Here is a 19,201-nt window from a genome sequence, read left to right as displayed (position 1 = left end):
TATTTCCTTATTAAGAAAATAATAGCTTGATTTGATGTGATTTATAAGAGTTGATTTTAGGGTCAATAAGAACTACTCCGCAGATGTATCTTTTTCGTTAACTTCAAGAAGCCCATCTGGTAATTGCACGAGAATCTCTTTGTTTTCGTCATCAATATTGGTTATAAAAGCATCAACGGCTGGGATGAGTACTTCTGTATTATGATGAGAAACTATAAATAAAATATTTTCGGTTGAGTCGTCTATCCCTTCAATGATGCCTATTTCTCCGTACGTTTTGTCAGTAATTTTATACCCAATAATTTGATTTGAAATGGAATCCGGTTGGAGAGAATAAATTCGAGCCAGCTCTTTGGGTAAATATATTGTTTTCCCTACAAGCTCTTTGCTGTCATCAGGTGTTGCTATTCTTTCGAAAGTGAATAATGCGGAGCGATCTTTCCTGAAAATGCTGTTCTGAATGAAGAAAGGGACAAAAATGCCTTCTATTTCTATAATAACAAAATTGCTTTCGAATGTTTGTAAATCGACTGCAAACAGCACGGATAATTCTCCCTGAACTCCGTGTTGTTTATGTATATAGCCAATTGGGACAAGATCATCGGAATCAATCACCATTTGATAAATCATAAAAAACGCCTTGAGAAATAATATTCATTCAAGGCGAAATAAGAAATTGAGATGTTATCTTTTCTTTTCGTAACGGGCATTTAGTTGCTTGATAACATCTCTTGTTATGTCGTAACCATCTGCCGCGTATAGTACATTGTCATTCATTGAGTTCGTGGAAAGCACTATCTGGTAATGTTTAGCCGGGCAATAACTTTTTAAGAACTGATTAATTGTGTCTCTTATTTGTTCATTAAATCGTTGTTGTTGTGCTAACAGTTGATTAGATAACTGCTGATTCAAATCTTGTAGTTCTTTTTGCTTTGCAATCAGTCGATTATTTTCTTCTTCGGCCTTTTCGCGGCTTAAAAAGGCATTATTTCTCATCTTGTTTTCAAAGCTTGCCATGTCGGCTTGCAATTGTTTGGCACGAACATTAATACGTTGACGGGAATCTTCCTGCCCTTGTAACAGTTGTTCGTTAGCATCTTTGGCCAGCTGATAATATGCTAAAAGAGTATCAACATTTATATATGCAATTGGTAATTTGCCTTTTGTCGCAGTGGTGTCAAATGAAATAACATCCTTTGCATCACGTTTTTTTGTAGAGCATTGAGTGAAAAAAATAGCTGCACAGGAAAGTGCAATAGAGACTTTAATAAAGCGTACTGTTTTATTCATGTTATTTGGGTTACAATGTCTTAAAATCTTGGGAGCTGTATCCCTCTATCAGTTATTCTGTTTTCCTGAACGTTTTTATTGCAAATTACACAACAGAGTTATACTCGTTTTTATGAGATGAATAGAGAATTGTTAATCTTCAAAGATATGAAAATAGTTAACTACGCTTCCCTTAACCTCTGAAATCAAATTCTTATTGAATGTTAAGCTCAAAAAAGCGGAATCTTGTAAATATTAGATTCCGCTTTAATTGAGATGGACAAAGATAATGTAATATACCTTGCATCCATAAGGGTTTTGCTATTTTTATGAAAACTGGCTCAGTGAATTTATGGATTTAACGCCAATAAACAGTTTATTTCTCAAGTACATCAACGGCTTTCTCAACAGTTTTATCCATTTGATTCAAAGTCTGATAAAATCCATTATCACCTAACATGTTTCTTGTAATGTATGCCTTCAGCTGATTTTTAATGAGTCCATGGGATATTCTAAAATAATAATAGTGTTTTGGAATATGCTTGGATGCTGCATACATAGCCATCTCTTGGGCTAGTGGTTGTTTGTTAAGATATTGATTTAGTTTGTTCCAAGTGGTGTATCTTGATAATTGTACCCGATGTTGATTGGTATACAATAATGCAAATTGAAACAAAATACCATGATCGATTAACCGACGAAAATAAGGTGTATATCCTGTTGTGTCCAGTGGAACGAAGATGTCTGGCATAATGCCTCCCCCTCCATAGACAATACGTCCGTCACGTGTTTTGTACTTCTCTTGTTTGTTTAATTTGACACTGTCTTTATAGAAAAATTCACCATGAAGATATCGATTGATAAAATCATTATCATAAGCCTGGTCTTTCCCTAACTGATAAGGTTTTTGAATACAACGACCTGACGGAGTATAATAACGAGCAATTGTTAACCGCACTGCAGATTTATCCGGAAATTCAAATTGTTGCTGTACTAAACCTTTCCCGTATGAACGAACTCCAATAATTAATCCGCGATCATTATCCTGTATGGCTCCTGTGAAAATTTCAGCAGCAGAAGCAGTCCATTCATTAATCAGTACAACGACTTTATTAGTTTGAAAAGAGCCGCGTCCATCAGAATAATATTCTGTTCTTGGATAGGCGCGTCCCTGGGCATAGACAATCAATTCATTTTTTGGTAGGAATTCGTCTACCATTTTCACGGCAGCATCCATAAAACCTCCCATATTATCCCGTAGATCAATAATGTACTCTGTAGCACCATCGTTTCGTAATGTTGCCAGTGCGGTTAGAAATTCTGAATAAGTTGTATCTCCGAATTTGCTTACCTTGATGTATCCGATCTGCGGTGTAATCATATAGTCAGCATCAACACTCTTGACCGGAATTTCTCCTCTGGTTATAACATACGATAAAAGATCGCGACGACCTGCTCGTTTTATTCCAAGCGTCACTGTTGTTCCGCTTGGGCCACGTAATTTATTGATAGCCTTCGCATCACTAATAGACTTTCCAACAAAAGCAGTGTCATTTACTGTAATAATACGATCGCCGGGCAAAATGCCTGCTTTTTCAGAGGGACCACCATGAACTACGCCAACTACCATAATAGTGTCGTTTTGTAATGTAAACTCGACTCCTATCCCACCAAACTTTCCTTCGAGTTGTTCATTGGTTGCCTGTAGGTCCCTTGCTGGAATGTAGACAGAATGCGGATCAAGGTCTCCTACAATACTGGTCATCGCTTTATCGGTGATAGCATTCATATTTACCGTATCAACATACCTGTAATTAATCAGATTTAGCAATTCGGAAATTTTGCTTTTGTCAAGGTTAAGTGCCCGGAAAATACCAAGAGTATTTCCAATGTCATTACGCATTGCTAGAAAGTTCCCGATTAATATTCCTAAGGCTAGGATGAAAGCCAGTGAAAATGGGAAGGCGATTTTTTTCCAAGTTTTCATAAATCTGAAGTATGAATGTCAATGTAATCAACAGTAATATTGGCTTGTATGAGTAAATTTACCCCATCTGCTAAACGGTATGGCTCTCCATAAACTACTCGTTTGATTCCGGCTTGAATAATTAATTTAGCGCACTCAATGCATGGAGATGAGGTAACATATAATGTTGCTCCCTGGCTACTGTTGTTGGAACGCGCTATTTTAGTTATTGCATTAGCTTCGGCATGAAGGACATAAGGAAACGATTTGTTGTTCTCGTCTTCACATTGATTTGGAAATCCTGAAGGTGTTCCGTTATAACCGTCAGATATAATCATATTGTCACGGACAATTAGTGCTCCAACTTTTCGGCGTGTGCAATAAGAATTTTGCGCCCAGATGTGGGCCATTTGCATATAACGCTTGTCGAATTGAGCTTGTTTATCTTCTTTCATGAATATAATTGTTAAAATGAAAGGCTGATGATGTATGATGAATTGAATCCGATAAAGTTATCGTTTCAACAGCTCATTTGCAAATATTTCAAGGTTAATCCCTGAAAAAGTTCCTGAAGTCATGAATAGCAATACTTTATTCTGAAAATTTATGCTTCGTAAAGCACTTTGCAATAATGAACTGTCAGAAAATACGTGCACATTATCTTCTCCGAATGCTTCTTTAACCGATTGCTCAGAAAGAGGGGGTAATTGTTTATGTGCAATTACTTCGGGGTTGAAGTAAATGAATGCTTTGTCAGCATTTTTCATGCAATCATGGTATTGAGGCAAATACTCAGCTTGCAAACTGCTGAATGTGTGTAATTCCAGACAAGCTACTAGTTCTTTGTCTGGATATTGTCTTTTTACCGCGTCAACTGTTGCTTTGACCTTTGATGAAGCATGTGCAAAATCCTTATAAGCGATGGCATCGGTTGTTTCGGCGATTTTTTGCAAGCGATTTGACGCTCCTTTAAAGTCTTGGATTGCAGCATAAAAATCATTTTCCTGAACACCTAACTGTTTACAAACCAAGCAAGCTGCAGCAATATTTTGCAAATTATGTTCTCCAAATACCTGCAACGGATATTTTACTCCTTTATAGATGATCGAGGTAATACTGTTGGAAATTTCATATTCAGGATCATCGTAAGGTATAGCAACAATGTCAGTCCGTAAATTAGTAGCAATATTCTGTACTTCAGGATCTTTTCCATTATAAATAAGTCGCCCGTCACGTTCAATAAGATCGGCAAATTTTTTGAATTGATCCACATACATTTCGAAAGTAGGAAAAACGTTGATATGATCCCAGGCAATACCTGTTAAAACTGCAATATGCGGATGATAAAGATGAAATTTTGGGCGTGGGTCCAAAGGAGAAGATAAATATTCATCCCCTTCGAAAACAGCAATTGGAGCATCATATGAAAGTTTTACCATTGTCTCAAAACCATCAAGCTGAGCTCCAACCATGTAATCAACCGGCATGCTGCGTTTGTGCAGGACATGCAAAATCAATGCGGTAGTGGTTGTCTTTCCATGGCTTCCACCAACAACTATCCTTGTTTTTTTCTGCGTTTGATAGTACAAATATTCCGGGAATGAATAAATGTCGAGTCCTAATTCTTTAGCCCGCAGCAATTCAGGATTATCAGCTCTTGCGTGCATCCCGACAATCACAGCGTTAAGCTCTTTTGTGATTTTTTCAGGGAACCACCCCATTTTTTCGGGTAAAAGGCCAGCTTTAATCAGATGGCTTTTGGAGGGTTCAAAGATTTCGTCATCTGATCCCGTAATGATATAGTTTTGCTTTTTACTCACTGCAATGGCTAAATTGTGCATCGCTGCACCGCCAATTGCGATAAAATGAAGATGTTTCATATATGATACCCTGTTTTATGTTATGCTTGTTGAAAGATTTAAATGGCTTAAAATTACATCATTTCCGCGTAAATGTCATTCATCATCTTCGTTTAAGCCGTATAATCAAGGGTGTTTTGCAGTTCTAACTATTCTTTCTAATTTCGCTGCAAAATTACAACGTTTTTATGAAGATAACGACGATTGAAGCAGGTTTTTTTCATGTCGATGGAGGAGCAATGTTTGGTGTTGTTCCAAAACGTGTCTGGCAAAAAAGATATCCGTGTAACGATCAAAATTTCTGTCGATTGGCAATGAGGTTGTTGCTGATTGAGACTAATAATCGCTTGATTCTGATTGATTCGGGAGCAGGGAAGAAACAGCTTGAATATTTAAAATATTACGATTTTACGGAAATCGTTGATTTTGGAGAAGCTTTAAAACAACACGGTTATACGTGTGAACAGGTTACGGATGTGGTGATGACGCACTTGCATTTTGACCATTGCGGAGGAACAACTTCTTTTGTTGATGAAAATAAAACTGTCGGATTAACTTTCCCTAATGCATTGGTTTGGGTAGGTCGTGTCCAATGGGAAAATTTTTTGCAACCTAATGTGCGCGAGGGAGATTCTTACTTTACAGAAAATATGCTGCCTGTGCTGCAGGCAGGGAAACTTCAACTTGTTGATAAAGAGATAAAAATTGATGATCGGGTAATGTTGAAATTGTTTCATGGGCACACTGTCGGCCAGCTAGTCCCATATATTTCTTATGACGACGAGAATACATTGGTTTATGTGGGTGATGTGATTCCCGTTGTTGCCTCTATTCCGATTGCGTGGGTTTCTGCGTACGATACATTCCCAATTACATCAATGGAAGATAAAGAAAGACTTCTGAATGAGGCAGCAGAGAAACGCCAGCTTTTGTTTTTTGAACATGATGCATATTTTGAAAGTTGTCGCATAGAAATAATCAACGGGAAATATCGGGCCACAGAGCAAGGCAAGGTGGCTGATTTACTTATCAAGAAATAATCTCCCAATGTTTTCACTCAAAAAGATTGATTATTACATTATAAAAAAATTCATTGGCACTTATTTCTTTTCTATTGTGCTGATAATTAGTATTGTGATTGTGATTGACACCAGTGAGAAAATGGATGCTTTTTATGATCACCATGCTCCATTAAAAGCAATCGTTTTTAGTTATTACCTCAATTTCATTCCATATTTTATCAATCTGTTCAGCCCCTTATTTACGTTTATATCTGTTATTTATTTCACTTCAAAGCTGGCAGGAAATACTGAGATTGTCGCTATTTTATCAAGCGGAATGAGTTTTCGGCGACTAATGGTTCCTTATGCCATTTCTGCAGCTATTATTGCATCTCTTACTTTTGTCCTCAGTGGGTATATTATTCCGCCGGCCAATCGTGTCAGGTTAAAGTTTGAAAATAAGTACGTAAAACCTTTCATGACAGATAATGCGCAAAACATTCAAATGAAGGTTGAAAAAAATGTGGTTGCATACATAGAGCGTTTTGAATCAAAGAGTAACGTGGGAACACGATTTTCTTTGGATCAATTTAGGGGAAATAGTTTGATCTCCAGATTGACTGCGGATAGTATTCGATGGGATTCAGCATATCGTTGGACAGCAAAGAATTATCTGATTCGTCAATTTAATGGGTTGAGAGAACAGATCAAACGCGGAAATAGGTTGGATACTACTATTTTGATGCAGCCTGCTGATTTCTTTATTACCTTTCAGGAAGCTCCCCAAATGACTAATGGTGCGCTGCATGGCTATATTTCGAGGCAAAAACAACGAGGTGTGGGTGATATTGGCGCATTTGTTGTTGAATATGATAAACGGTTTGCTAATCCATTGGCTGCTTTTATATTGACATTAATCGGAGTTTCTTTGGCCTCACGCAAAATACGGGGAGGAATGGGGTTGCACATTGGGATAGGTCTGGCATTGAGTGCGTTGTATATTTTATTTTCAACTGTCTCTTCTACTTTTGCAGTGAATGGAACCTTGCCTCCTTTTATTGCGGTGTGGTTACCAAATATCTTATTCCTAATCGTAGGAGTCATGTTATATCATCGGGCAAGTCAATAATATGATTTATGGGACGAATTTTGCTTGAGAACATGCGATTTTATGCTTTTCATGGCGTTTATGCCGAAGAGCAACGCATTGGAAATGATTTTGTAATCGATTTACAGCTTGATTTTCCGTTTGGAAATTCTGTTCAAACAGATCACTTGTCGGATACGGTTAATTATGAGGCTGTTTATCAACTCGTAAAAAAACAGATGATGATTCCTTCAATGCTACTGGAACATTTAGCTGAACGTATTTTGACTCAATTGATGCAATCTTTTCCTGCCCTTCAATATGTTGAAATTCGTTTGTCAAAATTACATCCTCCGCTTGGGGGGGAGGTTGAAAGAGTCACGGTTGTTTTAGAAAAGCATCGAGCATCTAATCCTTAGTTTTTACCGGCTCATTCGCTTTTCGATTTTGTTGAATATATTCTTTCGGAGATACTCCAAACTCAACTTTAAAGTATTGCCTGAAATATTTGGGGTAATTAAATCCTACTTTATAGGCCACTTCTGATATGGTGAATTGATTGGATTTCAAAAGATTCTCGGCCTGCTTTAGTCGAATGACACGAATAAATTCTACAGGAGTTTTACCTGTTATAGCAAGCAGTTTGTTATATAAAGTTGCACGGGTCATTCCTAAATAACGGCTTAGTTCTTCTACCGAAAAATCAGGACGTTCCATGTTTTTTTCGATACAGGATATGACTTTGAACAAGATTTGATTGTCAGCAGAATTATCGCGTTTTTCCTTGAAAGCTATATTTAGGAGAACGTTCATCTTGTCTGCTTTTTCCTGTCTTTCGTGAAGTAAGCCCTGAATGCGTACGAATAACAGATCCATATTGAAAGGTTTGCAAATATATTCGTCGGCTCCTCCTTCAAATCCTTGTATCCTGGACTGATCTGTGTTCTTGGCAGTCAGTAAAATGACTGGTATGGAACATGATCGCTCGTCGTCTTTGATTTTCTTACATAAGGTAATACCGTCCATTTCAGGCATCATAATATCGCTGATAATGAGCGAAGGTAATTTTGACAATATAATCGGCCAGGCTTCTTTCCCATTTGCCGCCTCTAGAATAGTATAATAAGGGGTAAGATTGATTCGGAGAAATTTTCGAAAATCGACATTATCTTCAACTAATAAAATGGTAATTTCTTTTTTGTTTTGAATGTTTTGCTCCGCCAATGGCAATAACTGAAGCTGAGTCTTCCCGAGTTTAGTTATCTCCGTTGCACTACCGTGCGAATCATTTGTTGGAACCTGTAATGGAATTTGCAGGGTAAAAATGCTTCCTTTCCCGGTTTCGCTTTTTACCTCTATGCTGCCACCAAGCATAGTTGCAAATTCTTTACAGAGATGAAGCCCGATCCCACTCCCAGATATATTTTGATTATCAGAAGAATGTGCCTGATAAAATCTTTCAAATATTTTTTCCTTCTCATTATCCGGAATCCCTATTCCTGTATCAGCGACTGCTATAATGGCAATGGTATCATTTACATGAAGATCTTTTGTAAATGATAAAGTAACTTCTATTTTCCCTCCTTGTGGTGTGAATTTGAAAGCATTAGACAATAAGTTTGTTATGATCTTCCGCACTTTCCCTTCATCGAATTGAGTTTTCATTTCGGGAGTGGAAGAGGCGAAGGTGAAACTGATATTTTTGTCTTTAGATAGTGATTCGAACGAACTGCATATATCTGATATACAATTTACAAAATCTCCATATGAGTATGAAATCTGATGTCCTGACGTTTCCAGTTTACGAAAATCAAGCAATTCATTGACTAACTGCAAAAGCTGTTTGGCATTGCGATGCATGATTTCGAATAATGACATTTCCTTTTCATTGAAACGGGATTCTTTTACAAGCTGTTCCAATGGATTGATAATTAAAGATAGCGGTGTTCGGAATTCATGACTGATGTTCGTGAAAAATCGTAGTTTCATCTCATCGAATTCATGAATACGTTTACTTTCTGCAATTTCTTTCTCGCGTTCAAATTTCTTTTTTGCTCTGCGTACAAGATATTTATATATCAGAAAAAGAATCAGAGCGAATAACAGAACATATATTATTTTTGCCCATGTTGTGAACCAGAAAGGAGGATCAACAACAATGAATAGCTTAGCCGTCTGTTTACTCCATAAATGATCATTATTTGCAGCGCGTACAAGTAATGTATATGTGCCGGGATTAAGATTGGTATAGGTTACCTTTCCGGTTTTTCCAATAATCTTCGTCCATTGACGGTCAAAGTTATCGAGTTTATATTCATATTCTGTTTTTGAAGGGACAAGAAAGTTAAATGCTGAGAACTCAATGGAAAACATATTTTCAGTATGTTTCAAATGAATGGTGTGTGTGTCATAAAGAGGTTTAGATAATATCATTTTCCCTTCAAATTTTTCCCCGGGAGAAATTACCTGATTGAAAACTCGCAATGAAGTAAAAAGAATGTGAGGAGAAATTTTGTTGAGCATAATATCATTTGGAGAAAAACGGTTGTATCCGTTTAATCCTCCGAAAAGGAGGTTCCCATTACTGGTTTTGTAGGCGGCATAACGATTGAATTCACGACTTTGCAATCCGTCGGATTCGTCATAATTACAAAAACGGAAATGATTTTGTCCATTGCTTGTCGAAACGTAGATTTCGCTTAATCCGTTCATCGTTGCAGCCCACATATTGTGCTGATTATCTTCCAATATTGTTTGTACAATGTTGTCAGGCAAACCGTCCTTGACAGTCAGCCAGGTGAATCTTTGATTCTTTGGCTGATAAAGGGTAATTCCTTCGTTTGTCCCGATCCAAACCCAACCGCGGGAATCCTGAATCATACCATTAATTGTTTCATTACTCAATGGCCATTTATTTTCATTTGGGAGATTATGGTTTGTAAAACGTTTTTTCGATGGATTATAAGACACAATGCCGTTGGAACTGCCAAATAAAATTTCTCCTGATTTCATCTCGAGAATTGCCGTCGGATAACGGAAGTCGCCGCTTTGATTGATATATGGAGCACAAGAAGTATAATGACCTGTTTTTGCATTTAGCAAAAAAATTCCTTCTCCGAAAAATCCTACCCATAAGTTTCCGTAAGAATCATTCAAGAGACAATAAACACTATTTGTCGGAGGAGTTTTCCCTTTGGAATATAGTGGAAAATGAGTAAAATGTTTCCCGTCAAACCGGTCAAGCCCACCGTGGAACGATCCGATCCATAAATTTCCTTTTGTGTCGGGGTTAATGCACAAAACTACATTGCTGCTTATGGAATTGTGTCCGTCATGGTGAGCATAATGCACATATTTCTTTAAGGCTGGATAATAAGCAAATAATCCTTCTTCATCTGTACCAAGCCAAAGTGTCTTTTGTGGATCTTCGTAAAAACAATTTATATCGTTTGTTGGTAAACTATTGGGATTGGAAGCTTCGTGGTGTATTAAGGCAAACTTGTATACACTTTTATGATAATAACAAATGCCATTTTTATAAGTTGTAACCCAAATAATACCATCGTTGTCTTTGTACAATGCTGTAATACTGTTATGGCTGATGGTACGGTCGTCATCGGAATTATTTTCTAAGTAAGTTGTTTTTCCTGTTTTTTTGTCAATTAAAGTAATTCCACCATGGTCAGTGCCAATCCATAAAAGGCCTTGATTATCTTGGATAATATCTGTCACCAAATCTGACGATAACGGGAAATGTTTGCTATTTGACGTGATTTGTTCCCATTGATTTGTTTTAGGATGAAACAGGTACATTCCTTTCATATCACTTCCCTGCGAATAAATCCAGACGTCGTCGTCGTTATCTACAAAGATTTGAAAGGGATGTGTTACAGGGGCAAACTGTTGTTTAAGAAAATCTGTCTGAGAAATGATTTTTTTTGTAGGATAATCATATTGAGCTAAAATCCCTGAATTAAATATTAGCCAATATCTATTTCCAACCTGCTTTAAGTCTGCCAAAGAACCATAATGGGTGGTCGAAAGAATTGGAATAATCTTTTTCTGATGGACATCATAAACTATAACGGTTTGTTGAGAAGTTGAAATCCAGTAATTCTTCGAAGCATCGATAAAAACGTGGGTTGCCATTGCGTTAATCCCCAGTTTGTGTATTGCGAGTTGAATTGTCTGTGAAAATGTTTCTGTTGTTGGGTTATAGATTGTTTGAGATGGCCCGGTTGTGATCCATAGTTTCCCGTCATAAGCTTCCTGGATGGCTCCTACATTGTTGGATGGAATAGAGGTGGCGTCATTACGTCTATGCTGAAAAAGAGTGAACTCCGAACCATCATACCGATTCAGACCAAACGCCGTCCCAAACCACATAAATCCATGTGAATCTTTGAAAATTGATCGGGTTTGATTTGTTGAAAGTCCGTTGGCAATATCTAACCGTTTGAAATCATATGAATTATTTGCCTGTAAAATTCCAAAGCAAAACAATGTGAACCATAAAAAAGAGATTCTTTTCATTGATCCTTATTTCATGTTATCTCCGTTTTGCCTTGAAGAATTCTTTCATAAGTGTAGCACATTCTTCTTCTAAGGGCCCCTTTATAAGTTGTGTCTTTGGATGTAGGGCGTTGGATGTAAAAAGTTGAAATCCTCGTTTTTCGTCTTTGGTAGCATAAACGATTTTACCGATTTGCGCCCATGCTAATGCTCCTGCACACATTAAACAGGGTTCAACAGTGACATAGATTGTGCATTCTGTAAGATACTTTCCCCCTAATGTTGACGATGCGGCTGTGATGGCCAACATTTCGGCATGAGCTGTCACGTCGTTCAATATTTCTGTCTGATTGTGAGCGCGGGCGATAATTTGGTTTTGCCAAACAACAACTGCACCAATAGGTACTTCTCCTTGTTGTACCGCTTTGCGGGCTTCGAGAAGCGCTTGTTTCATGAAATAAATATCGTCCAGCATAATTTTGGATACAGAATGATTCGTTTTCTTTGTCAGATACCAATCGGTTTTCTATTGGCAAAGATAGTTGAAAACGTTGATTATCTGCATGAAAGTTTAATCTAAAATTTTGTTATGAACTTATGTGAATTTTGGGAGTGTTGAGATGGTTATTTGAAATCCGAGAAAAACTTTTGTTTTTGGTGAGTTCTTTCCACATCCAAGAACGGCTTTCCCAAATTTTTCATGTTCAAAAAGATTTATTCATCTATTCAAACGATGGAATTGAATATAAGAAAAGCGGCGATCCGTCGTTTTTCAATAAGGATTGCCGCTTTAGGATGGTAAAATACGATCTTTTATTGCTGCTGATGAGTTCCTTCTTCTTTGGGTGGACGTGGTGTGAGAATTTTATGTGACAATTTGAATTTTCCACTTTTTTGATCAATCTCTACCAGTTTCACTTCAATTGAATCTCCTTCTTTTAAGCCTGCTTCCTCAACCGTCGTAAGGCGTTTCCAAGCAATTTCGGAGATGTGTAGAAGACCTTCTTTGCCTGGCAGAAATTCGACGAAAGCGCCGTAAGGCATGATGGATTTAATCTTGGCATGATATGTTTCTCCAACCTCAGGTACAGCTGTGATGCCTTTAACCCGGTCAACGGCAGCATCTAAAGAAGTTTTGTTTGTCGCTGCAATTTCTACGCGGCCAATATTTCCAATTTCTTCAATAGCAATGGTGGCTCCTGTTTCAGCTTGAATTCCCTGGATGATTTTTCCACCAGGGCCAATGACAGCCCCGATCATGTCTTTCGGAATAGCCATAACGACAATGCGTGGTGCATGAGGTTTCAAGTCTTCACGTGGCTCCTGAATAGTTTCGGCAATTTTGTCCAAAATATATAATCTGCCTGCACGAGCCTGGTTAAGCGCTTTTTCAAGGATTTCGTATGATAATCCGTCTACTTTGATATCCATTTGAGTAGCGGTGATCCCATCGCGGGTTCCGGTAACCTTGAAGTCCATGTCTCCTAAGTGGTCTTCATCCCCCAAAATGTCTGATAAAACAGCAAAATTTTTGCCTTTGTTTTCAGAGATCAGTCCCATGGCAATTCCTGAAACAGGTTTCTTGATAGCAACGCCCGCATCCATCAAAGCCAATGTGCCGGCACAGACTGTTGCCATAGAAGATGATCCGTTGGATTCGAGAATGTCGGAAACTACGCGGACAACATAAGGATAGTCTTCCGGTATCATACGTTTTAAAGCGCGAAGAGCTAAATTTCCATGCCCAATTTCACGACGTCCTGTTCCTCTGGAAGCCTTGGCTTCTCCGGTTGAGAACGGAGGGAAATTGTAATGCAACAAAAAACGGTCTTTTCCTTGGATTAATGCATCGTCTACAATTTTTTCATCTAGTTTGGTTCCAAGAGTGACAGTGGTTAGTGATTGTGTTTCTCCACGGGTAAAAATAGCTGAACCATGTGCACCAGGCAGATAATCTACTTCCGACCAGATAGGGCGGATTTCGGTAGTGGATCTTCCATCGAGACGTATGCCTTCGTCCAGGATAGCGCGACGCATGGCTTCTTTTTCCACATCATGATAATACCGGTTGATAAGTCCTGCCTTTGCTGTAGCTGCTTCCGGCTCAAGAGTTGCTATATAAGCCTCTTTAACTGCGTTGAATGCATCTTCACGTGCATGCTTGTCCGTATTTTTTGATTTTGCCAAAGCGTATGTCTCGGCATATGTTTTATCCTGAATATCTTTGCGGAGCTCTTCATCGTTTTCTTCATGGCAATAGGTGCGTTTTGTGCTTTTTCCAACAGCCTCCATGAGTTCCAATTGTAACTTACACTGTGGGATAATGGCTTCGTGGGCAGCTTTCATTGCGGCTAGCAGATCTTCTTCTCCTACCTCATCCATTTCTCCTTCTACCATCATGATGTTGTCAATTGTTGCTGCAACCATGATATCGATGTCGGCATTCTGGAGTTGTTCAAACGTCGGATTGATAACAAATTCGCCATCAATACGTGCAACCCGAACTTCTGAAATAGGCCCGTTGAAAGGAATGTCCGATACTGCAATGGCAGCAGAAGCTGCCAACCCGGCTAAAGCATCAGGCATATCTATTCCGTCTGCAGAAATGAGCATGACGTTAACAAAAGTCTCAGCATGAAAATCATCAGGGAAGAGAGGACGTAAGGCACGATCGACCAAACGTGAAACTAAAATTTCATAATCAGAAGGACGACCTTCCCGACGTGTGAAGCCTCCGGGAAATCTTCCTGAAGAAGCATATTTTTCTTTGTAATCAACAGAAAGTGGCATAAAATCAGTGCCTGGAACAGCATCTTTGGCTGCACAGACCGTTGCCAACAACATGGTGTTGCCCATTTTAACCACCACAGCTCCATTGGCTTGTTTTGCCAATTTGCCTGTTTCAATGGAAATGGTGCGTCCGTCACTCAGTGTGACGGTTTTTGTTACTACATTCATCTTTGAAATAGTGTTAATTGTTTATATTCCTTAAGTTGATGCAAAGATACGACAATTTATTCATTCTACCTATTGCTTTAATGTAGTGATATTTATTTGATTATAAAAAAGCCTCAAGCGTTGCCGTAAATGCAACTGGCTTGAGGCTAAGGTTTTTCAGCTGGTAAGCTTTAATTAGGATCGTCCAGCTTACGTTCTGCCAAGAAGTCGCTTAATAATTCTTTGGTAGACTTTGTGATCGCTATTCTTCCTGAACGCACAAATTGCATGACGCCGAATTCATTCAATGCATTATACAATTCTTCAATCTCATCGGTGTGTCCTGCCATTTCAATAACCGAAAATGAACGGGTGATTTCTAAAAAGCGGGCATTGTATTTTCGCACCAACTCTTCAATGGCATCGCTATTCAAAACAGCTTCCGTATCCACCTTGTAAAGGGCTATTTCCTGGTATATAATCTCACTGTCAACATAGTAATAGGCTTTCAGAACATCAATGCGTTTCTCTAGTTCTTTAACGACTTTTGAAATCGTATCTTTATCTGTGGTCGCCGTGATGGTAAATTTATGAATCCCATGAATGGATGATGCCGAGACGGTAAGACTCTCTATGTTTAAACGGCGGCGTGCAAAAATAATGGATACCTGGTTTAGCAACCCGGGTCTGTTCTCTGAAAATACAATGACGGTATAAAGTGTTTGTTCCATAATCATTTCCTCCTGAATCTCTTTTAAGTAAAGAGTTTGTTGATAAGTTATTAATGAAAGAAAATAGTCAATGAGTCCATTTATTTAAGGCGGACATCGCTGATTGGGGCTCCTGACGGAACCATCGGGAATACCATTCCTTTAGGTTCAATCTTGACTTCGAGCAAATAAGGCTCGTCATCTTTAAACATCTCCTCAATGGCACTGTCCAGTTCGTCATGGTTTTTGATATGTTTCCCTTTAATCCCATAAGCGGCTGCTATTGCAACAAAATCAGGATTATGCATTGTGGTAAAAGAATATCGTTCATCGAAAAACATTTCCTGCCATTGCCGTACCATTCCCAGGAAGTTATTATTGAGCACCACCATTTTTACTCCAATATGCTCCTGCATAATCGTTCCTAACTCCTGGATAGACATCTGGAAGCCTCCGTCACCGGAGAAAAGGCAAACGATACGCTCCGGAGATCCTATTTTTGCTCCTACAGCGGCAGGAAGTCCGAATCCCATGGTTCCCAATCCTCCTGAAGTAACAAAGCTTCTGCTTTTGGTAAATTGGGAATAACGGGCTCCCATCATTTGATTTTGTCCTACATCTGTCACAAAAATGGCGTCATGATGGGTTTTCCCGGATATTTTGTTGATGACTTCTCCCATTTTGATGTCATTGCTTGTAGGATTCAATTCTTCTTTAATAACTTCTTCATATTCAATAGTATCATATGAATCAAAGCTTTTGATCCATTCGTCATGATTCCCTTTATTCAGCAATTCGGTTACTAATGGAATTGTTTCTTTTACATTTCCCAAAACAGGGACATGTGCTTTCACGTTTTTGTGCATTTCTGCAGGATCAACATCAAAATGCAGTACGGTTGCCTGTTTGGCGAAACTATCTAACGTGCTGGTAATTCTATCGTCAAATCGCATACCAATGCCGATGAGCACATCACACTCGTTCATTTTGACATTACAGCTATATTTCCCATGCATGCCAGGCATTCCTTTGAAAAGCGGATGTTGGGAAGGTATTGCTGACAACCCGAGCAATGTGCTGGCTACGGGAATTTGTGCCTTCTCTAAGAAAGCAAGTACTTCTTTTTCTGCATTTCCAAGAATAACTCCCTGTCCAATAATGGCATAAGGGCGAACAGATTGGTTGATGATTTTAGCAGCTTCTTCAATATATTTCTTGTCCGGTTTCGGGAAAGGAATATAACTACGAATGAAAGTGCATTTTTCATATTGAAAATCAATAAGTTCTGTTTGTGCATTCTTGGTCAGATCGAGCACTACAGGGCCAGGTCTGCCTTCCCGTGCGATATAGAAAGCGCGAGCAACTGCCCATGCTATTTCTGAAGCGCTACGAATTTGGTAGCTCCATTTTGTGATAGGTTGAGTAATGCCAACCACGTCGGTTTCCTGAAAGGCATCAGTTGCAAGTAAGGATGAAACGACTTGTCCGGTGACAACAACCATAGGAGTGCTGTCGATCATTGCGTCTGTGACACCTGTGATCACGTTTGTGGCTGCTGGCCCTGAGGTTACCAACACAACTCCTGTTTTTCCTGTTACACGGGCATATCCTTCGGCGGCATGGGCTGCTCCTTGTTCATGTCGAACCAACACATGGCGCAGTTTGTCTCTGAAATCATATAATGCATCGTAAGCTGGCATAATTGCTCCGCCAGGATATCCGAAAATTGTTTCAACGCCTTCGGCCAGGAAGGCTTGCATTAACGCTTCTCCTCCTGAAATTTTCTCATTGCTCATACTTGGATAATTTTTGTATGCGGCATATTACAATTGATTTCAAATATAATTCCCGCATAGAGTTATTACTAGCTTTATTTATTTTTAATTAGATAATCCGTATTGCTCCCTTATCAGCGGAGCTTACGTGTAGTGCATAGGTTTTTAATGCTTTGGAAATCTCCCTGTCTCTCCCTTTTGGTGTAAAGGCGATACTTCCCAGACTGCTTTCTTTTTGACGTCTTACTTCAAGTTCTTTATCGGAAATGTCCAACTGAATTGATCGATTTGGTATGTCAATGATGATTTTATCTTCGTCATGTACTAATCCAATGTTTCCTCCTGATGCTGCCTCCGGAGAAATATGACCGATAGACAATCCAGATGTTCCTCCTGAAAAACGACCATCGGTGATCAAAGCGCATTCTTTTCCCAATTTTTTTGATTTAATATAGGATGTCGGATAAAGCATTTCCTGCATGCCGGGGCCGCCTTTAGGCCCTTCATAAATGATAACAACGACATCGCCTGCCTTTACCGATCCATTTAAAATGCCATTTACTGCAGCTTCCTGGGAATTAAATACTTTTGCTGTTCCTTCAAAATGAAGAATGGAAGAATCCACTCCTGCCGTTTTGACAACACATCCATCAAGAGCTATATTTCCATACAAAATAGCTAAGCCGCCGTCCTTGGCGTATGCATGTTCAACATCACGAATACATCCGCTTGTGCGATCATTATCCAATTCCTTGTATCTCGAATTCTGCGAGCCCATAACCAGGTTAAATTTATGTCCGGGAGCGCTTTCCCATAATTCAACTGCTTTTTCAGATACATGTGGTGATGTCAGACTATATTGATCGATTGCTTCGCTAAGGGTTAATCCATCAGCGCGTTTTACCGATTCGTCAATGAGTCCTTTTTTTGCTAATTCTCCCAATATGGAAAGAATTCCTCCGGCTCTGTTTACATCTTGAATATGATAATGTGAGTTTGGAGCTACCTTACAAAGTACAGGTGTTTTGCGCGAAAGCTGGTCAATATCCTGCATTGAAAATGGAACCTGGGCTTCCTGGGCGATAGCCAGAAGATGCAAAACTGTGTTTGTTGATCCTCCCATGGCAATATCGAGTGTCATAGCATTTAGGACGGCAGGTTTTGTAACAATGGAGCGGGGGAGAACAGAAGTGTCTCCTTCGAAATAATATTTATTACAGTTGGCAACGATTAATTGTGCTGCCTGAGTGAAAAGTTTTTTGCGATTTGCATGTGTGGCAACGATAGTTCCATTCCCTGGTAACGCCATTCCAATAGCTTCATTTAAACAGTTCATGGAATTTGCCGTAAACATACCCGAACATGAACCGCATGTAGGGCAAGCTGCATTTTCAATTTGAACGAGATCTTCGTCGCTTACCTGTTCGTCTGCGCTTAAAACCATGGCATCAATCAAATCCAGTTCTTTATCGCCCCATTTCCCGGCTTCCATTGGTCCTCCCGAAACAAAAACAGTGGGTATATTCAATCGCATCGAAGCCATTAACATGCCCGGCGTAATTTTATCGCAATTACTGATGCAAATCATTCCATCTGCTTTATGGGCGTTGACCATATATTCTACACTGTCGGCAATTAAATCCCGTGATGGAAGTGAGTAGAGCATCCCGTTATGTCCCATTGCAATGCCATCGTCTATTGCTATGGTATTAAACTCGGCGGCAAAACATCCCAACTGCTCGATTTCTTTTTTTATCTCTTGTCCGATTGCATGTAAATGCATGTGTCCCGGTACAAATTGGGTAAATGAGTTGACAATAGCAATAAGAGGTTTCCCCATTTGTTCATTTTGCATTCCATTAGCACGCCATAATGAGCGTGCGCCTGCCATTAATCTCCCCTGGGTTGTTGCGTTGCTCCGAAGTGAAATTGACTTTGGATTTGTACTGTGGTTTGTTGATGAGTCGATCATAATGCTTTTGATAAAAGGATTATTTTTATGTTGCGAATTTAGTTCTTTCTTTATAAACAACAAGAAAGCCTTTCTCACACATTTGGTGAGAAAGGCTTTCTTGTTGTTTTATT

At 39.0% G+C, this 19,201-nt stretch carries 14 protein-coding genes; 3 read left to right on the top strand and 11 right to left on the bottom strand.

All coding sequences use genetic code 11. The annotated features are described in order from the left end of the window. Positions 1-72: 72 nt before the first annotated feature. The 5 genes from rimM to FHX64_RS13510 form a co-directional block, all read right to left on the bottom strand. Positions 73-630, bottom strand: coding sequence for a ribosome maturation factor RimM (rimM, locus tag FHX64_RS13530; protein ID WP_183414373.1), 558 nt, complete (start codon positions 628-630; stop codon positions 73-75). A 54-nt stretch (positions 631-684) separates the two neighbouring features. Further along, positions 685-1,290, bottom strand: a complete 606-nt coding sequence (locus FHX64_RS13525; protein ID WP_183414372.1) for an OmpH/Skp family outer membrane protein — start codon at positions 1,288-1,290, stop codon at positions 685-687. Between the two features lie 355 nt (positions 1,291-1,645). Next, positions 1,646-3,256, bottom strand: coding sequence for a S41 family peptidase (locus FHX64_RS13520; protein ID WP_183414371.1), 1,611 nt, complete (start codon positions 3,254-3,256; stop codon positions 1,646-1,648). Further along, positions 3,253-3,690, bottom strand: coding sequence for a dCMP deaminase family protein (locus FHX64_RS13515; RefSeq protein ID WP_183414370.1), 438 nt, complete (start codon positions 3,688-3,690; stop codon positions 3,253-3,255). Before FHX64_RS13515 ends, FHX64_RS13520 begins: the two co-directional genes overlap by 4 nt. Positions 3,691-3,747: 57 nt before the next feature. After that, the gene (locus tag FHX64_RS13510; protein WP_183414369.1) at positions 3,748-5,115 is read right to left on the bottom strand and encodes a UDP-N-acetylmuramate--L-alanine ligase; all 1,368 of its coding nucleotides are present in this window, start codon (positions 5,113-5,115) and stop codon (positions 3,748-3,750) included. Between the two features lie 167 nt (positions 5,116-5,282). Between FHX64_RS13510 and FHX64_RS13505 the strand changes: the two genes are divergently transcribed. Genes FHX64_RS13505 through folB form a run of 3 tightly spaced genes read left to right on the top strand, consistent with a single transcriptional unit; the run spans position 5,283 to position 7,601 of the window. Continuing rightward, a complete protein-coding gene (locus FHX64_RS13505; RefSeq protein WP_183414368.1) occupies positions 5,283-6,134 on the top strand; it encodes an MBL fold metallo-hydrolase in 852 nt (283 codons plus the stop codon). Between the two features lie 7 nt (positions 6,135-6,141). After that, on the top strand, positions 6,142-7,224 hold the full coding sequence (locus FHX64_RS13500) for an LptF/LptG family permease (protein WP_183414367.1): 1,083 nt from the start codon (positions 6,142-6,144) through the stop codon (positions 7,222-7,224). Between the two features lie 8 nt (positions 7,225-7,232). Then, complete coding sequence (folB, locus tag FHX64_RS13495) at positions 7,233-7,601, top strand: dihydroneopterin aldolase (RefSeq protein ID WP_183414366.1); 369 nt, start codon at positions 7,233-7,235, stop codon at positions 7,599-7,601. Here the strand turns inward: folB and FHX64_RS13490 are convergent. The 6 genes from FHX64_RS13490 to ilvD form a co-directional block, all read right to left on the bottom strand. Then, positions 7,591-11,715, bottom strand: a complete 4,125-nt coding sequence (locus FHX64_RS13490; RefSeq protein ID WP_183414365.1) for a hybrid sensor histidine kinase/response regulator transcription factor — start codon at positions 11,713-11,715, stop codon at positions 7,591-7,593. The genes folB and FHX64_RS13490 overlap by 11 nt on opposite strands. Before the next feature lie 16 nt (positions 11,716-11,731). Continuing rightward, the gene (locus FHX64_RS13485) at positions 11,732-12,169 is read right to left on the bottom strand and encodes a nucleoside deaminase (RefSeq protein ID WP_183414364.1); all 438 of its coding nucleotides are present in this window, start codon (positions 12,167-12,169) and stop codon (positions 11,732-11,734) included. A gap of 338 nt (positions 12,170-12,507) precedes the next feature. Beyond that, the gene (gene pnp, locus FHX64_RS13480) at positions 12,508-14,652 is read right to left on the bottom strand and encodes a polyribonucleotide nucleotidyltransferase (RefSeq protein ID WP_183414363.1); all 2,145 of its coding nucleotides are present in this window, start codon (positions 14,650-14,652) and stop codon (positions 12,508-12,510) included. Between the two features lie 170 nt (positions 14,653-14,822). After that, positions 14,823-15,365 carry an acetolactate synthase small subunit gene (gene ilvN, locus FHX64_RS13475; RefSeq protein WP_183414543.1) on the bottom strand — a complete coding sequence of 181 codons (543 nt, stop codon included), beginning with the start codon at positions 15,363-15,365 and terminating at the stop codon, positions 14,823-14,825. Between the two features lie 77 nt (positions 15,366-15,442). Continuing rightward, positions 15,443-17,137, bottom strand: coding sequence for a biosynthetic-type acetolactate synthase large subunit (gene ilvB / locus FHX64_RS13470; RefSeq protein WP_183414362.1), 1,695 nt, complete (start codon positions 17,135-17,137; stop codon positions 15,443-15,445). An 88-nt stretch (positions 17,138-17,225) separates the two neighbouring features. Then, entirely contained in the window at positions 17,226-19,088 is a 1,863-nt protein-coding gene (gene ilvD / locus FHX64_RS13465; RefSeq protein ID WP_183414361.1) for a dihydroxy-acid dehydratase, read from the bottom strand. Positions 19,089-19,201 lie beyond the last annotated feature (113 nt).

Source organism: Microbacter margulisiae (genome assembly GCF_014192515.1).
Classification (GTDB): domain Bacteria; phylum Bacteroidota; class Bacteroidia; order Bacteroidales; family Paludibacteraceae; genus Microbacter; species Microbacter margulisiae.
Note: the sequence above shows the minus strand (reverse complement) of the source record. Positions and strands in the feature narration are given on the sequence as shown.